Raw genomic sequence first — 3,147 nt, forward strand, 5'->3', positions numbered from 1 at the left:
GCGCGGGGGTCCAGGCCCAGCACGCGCACGCTGCCAGCCTGTGGCTCGCGAAATCCCTCGCAGGTCTCGATCGTGGTCGTCTTGCCAGCGCCATTGGGGCCGAGGATCGAGGTGACGGTGCCCGGGGCGATGCTCAACGAGAGGCCGTCGACAGCGGTCGTGGAGCCATATCGCATGACGAGGTCGGTCACCTCGACGGCGGGCTGATTCACCTGTTCAGTGTAGGCGGCGACGCCATCCTTGCCCTTGCGGGCCGGGGGGTCGATCATTCGATGATGAGTGTGCGTCGCATCGTGGCCAACCTGTCATCGCGATCCACCGCCGAGGCGGTCGAATTCTACCAAGGGGTGCTCGGGCTCGAGGTCGTCATGGACCACGGCTGGATCGCCACCGTCGCCGACCCCGATGACCGTGGACTCCAGCTCAGTGTCATGTCCCACGACGCATCCGCGCCGGTGAGTCCCGACGTGTCGATTGAGGTCGACGACGTCGATGCGGTGCATGCCGCAGCGCTACAGCAGGATGCTGAGATCGTGCATCCGCTCACCGACGAGCCGTGGGGCGTGCGCCGGTTCTTCCTCAGGGACCCGGACGGACACGTCATCAACGTGCTGGCCCACAGATGATCGATCGGGAACACTGGCGCCATGGATCTGCCCGTGATGCCGCCGCTTCGCCCGATGCTCGCCAAGTCGGTCAAGGGAGTGCCGGCGGCTGACTCCGTGGCGGGCGGCTTGTCGTTTGAACCCAAGTGGGACGGCTTCCGCTGCGTGGTGTTCCGCGACGGCGCCGAGGTGGTTCTCGGCAGCCGGTCCACCAAGGATCTGGCGCGCTACTTCCCCGAGCTGGTCGAGGCGTTCCGTCGCGAGCTGCCCGAGCGGATCGTGGTCGATGGAGAGATCTATCTGGCCGTGGACGGCCGGCTGGAGTTCGACGTCCTGTCGCAGCGCATCCATCCCGCTGCGTCACGCGTTGACATGTTGGCTGAGACCACGCCCGCATCCTTCGTGGCCTTCGATCTGCTCGCGCTGGGCGATGAATCGTGGATGGACCGGCCGTTCGGGGAGCGCCGCGCAGCCCTGGAGGAGGCGCTCGCCGGCGTCAGCGACCCCGTGCACGTCACCCGCACCACCACGGACGTCGCCGTGGCCGAAGAGTGGTTCGGCGTGTTTGAGGGAGCCGGGCTCGATGGCGTGGTCGCCAAGGCGCTGGCCAAGCCCTACGCGCCCAACGGCAGGACCATGCTGAAGATCAAGCACGCTCGCACCGCAGACGTGGTGGTGGCCGGATTCCGGCTGCACAAGACCTCGACGGCCGAACGGCCGCTGCTCGGGTCGATGCTGCTGGGGCTGCACAACGAGGAAGGGAAGCTGCAGCACGTGGGCGTGGCGGCGTCGTTCACCGAGGCCCGCCGCGCCGAGCTCTTCGACCAGCTCGACGCCATGCGCGTGCCGCTGTCGGAACATCCGTGGGGGGAGTGGCAGCAGCCCGACGCTCAGGCGAGTGACCGATTGCCCGGTGGACAGAGCCGATGGAGCGGCACCAAGGACCTGTCATTCGCCACGATCGCCCCGACGTTGGTGGCCGAGGTCGGCTACGAGCACATGGAAGGCACCCGCTTCCGGCACACCGCCCAGTTCAAGCGGTGGCGCGACGACCGTGAGCCCGAGTCGTGCACGTATGCACAGCTGGAGGAGGTCGCGCGGTACGACCTCGACGCGATCGTGACGTGATTGGTCAGACCTCGCCCATCTGGTGCAGACGGCGCAGGAAGGTCTCGTCCGGCACGAGGGCCTCGCTGTGCCGCAGCTCGTCCTCGATCTCAGGAGGAAGCTGGCCGACGGTGCGCATCTGGGTGTGCAGCTGCTCCATGCGCGTGTCGAGCACAGCGGCAGACTCCGCCGCTTCCTTCAGCCCCTCGAGCAGTGATGGCGGCACGTCGTCGCGGTACTTGTAGAAGATCTTGTGCTCGGTGCTGGCCCAAAAATCCATCGCGATGGTGCGCATCTGCACCTCCACCACGACCGGCGCGGGCCCGTCAGTGAGGAAGACCGGTACCTCGAGCAGCGCGTGCAGGCTGCGATAGCCGTTCGGTTTCGGAGTCTGGATGTAGTCGCGCACGTCCACCACGGTGACGTCGGCCTGGCTGCAGAGCTGGTCGAAGACCCGCCGCACGTCGGAGACGAAGCTGCAGGTGACTCGCACGCCAGCGATGTCAGTGATGGTCTTCTCGATCGAGTCGAACGACGGCTCGGTGCCCTTGCGGGACATCTTCTCCACGATGCTCTCGGGTCGCTTGAGCCGTGAGGAGATGTTCTCGATCGGATTCTCCTCGTGCAGGTGGGCGTACTCGTCGCGCAGGATCGACAACTTGGTCACCACCTCGTCCATGCCGAACCGGTACCGCATCATGAATCGGGTGAAGTCCTGACGGACCTGGTGCAGGTCGCCACCTGGCTCGACCTGCTCGATCAGTCGGCCGAGATCCAGTCCCCGAGGTGTGTCGTCCACTCCGCCACTGTAGGCACCGATCCCGATGAATGTCCGCACGTGAGCCAAGAATCGCTTCACGAGCGTGGCTGATGGCGAGCGGTTCCACCCGACACCGTGCACAGTGCAGCGCGCAGCAGGCCGGGCACCACGACTACGTGATCGACGACCGCCGCATGGGGTAGTTCCCCGCAGGGTGGCCTCGCACCAGCTAGCACGACGCCCGTCAGTCGCCGGGTGTGACACAGGCCACGTGGGCGATCCCACGCCCTTCCTGAGAGTGCAATCCCCTGTCTTCTCAGGGTGCATTCGTAGATTTGATGGTTGCCCCACGCAGGGCCACCACTTTTCGTCAACTCCGAGGAACGCACGCATGACGCACGTGACTCAGCGCCACCGAGTGGCCAGCCATCGAGGACCCCGCGCACACCGACCACTGCCGTCGGCAAGAACCCTGACAGCCGCGACGGTCGCCGTGCTGCTGTCCAGCAGCGCTGCCGTCGCGTCCTCAGGCCTCGCCGTCGAGGGCCAGCCAGCCATGGCCGCCGTAGCCGTCGACGAGGGTGCTGACGTGTCTCGCGACGCTGAGCGTCCGCCGCTGTCAGCCATGGACGAGGCCGTCACGGCCGCTGCCGACGAGGCCGAGAAAGCCGCCGC

The 3,147-nt window shown here is 66.7% G+C and carries 5 protein-coding genes; 3 read left to right on the forward strand and 2 right to left on the reverse strand.

What is annotated here, in order from left to right:
• Positions 1-212 (reverse strand): ATP-binding cassette domain-containing protein (locus tag WB508_RS04005; protein ID WP_423843593.1); only part of this gene is annotated, 212 nt, incomplete at its 3' end.
• Positions 213-275: 63 nt separating this feature from the next.
• On the opposite strand from WB508_RS04005, the gene WB508_RS04010 reads away from it, so the two are divergent.
• On the forward strand, positions 276-626 hold the full coding sequence (locus tag WB508_RS04010; RefSeq protein ID WP_423843594.1) for a VOC family protein: 351 nt from the start codon (positions 276-278) through the stop codon (positions 624-626).
• A 21-nt stretch (positions 627-647) separates the two neighbouring features.
• A complete protein-coding gene (locus WB508_RS04015) occupies positions 648-1,733 on the forward strand; it encodes an ATP-dependent DNA ligase (protein ID WP_423843595.1) in 1,086 nt (361 codons plus the stop codon).
• A gap of 4 nt (positions 1,734-1,737) precedes the next feature.
• Here WB508_RS04015 and WB508_RS04020 read toward each other — a convergent pair whose 3' ends face one another.
• On the reverse strand, positions 1,738-2,511 hold the full coding sequence (locus tag WB508_RS04020) for a GTP pyrophosphokinase (protein WP_423843596.1): 774 nt from the start codon (positions 2,509-2,511) through the stop codon (positions 1,738-1,740).
• Between the two features lie 352 nt (positions 2,512-2,863).
• On the opposite strand from WB508_RS04020, the gene WB508_RS04025 reads away from it, so the two are divergent.
• Positions 2,864-3,147, forward strand: a 284-nt coding sequence (locus WB508_RS04025) for a hypothetical protein (protein ID WP_423843597.1), incomplete at its 3' end; no start/stop codon positions are given.

Origin of the sequence: Aeromicrobium sp. (assembly GCF_049586495.1) — a bacterium.
Taxonomy (GTDB): Bacteria; Actinomycetota; Actinomycetes; order Propionibacteriales; family Nocardioidaceae; genus Aeromicrobium.

Excerpts from the sequence above, each read along its gene's own strand:
- WB508_RS04010 (WP_423843594.1), top strand. The coding sequence starts at position 276 with ATGAGTGTGCGTCGCATCGTGGCCAACCTGTCATCGCGATCCACCGCC.
- WB508_RS04015 (WP_423843595.1), top strand. The coding sequence starts at position 648 with ATGGATCTGCCCGTGATGCCGCCGCTTCGCCCGATGCTCGCCAAGTCG.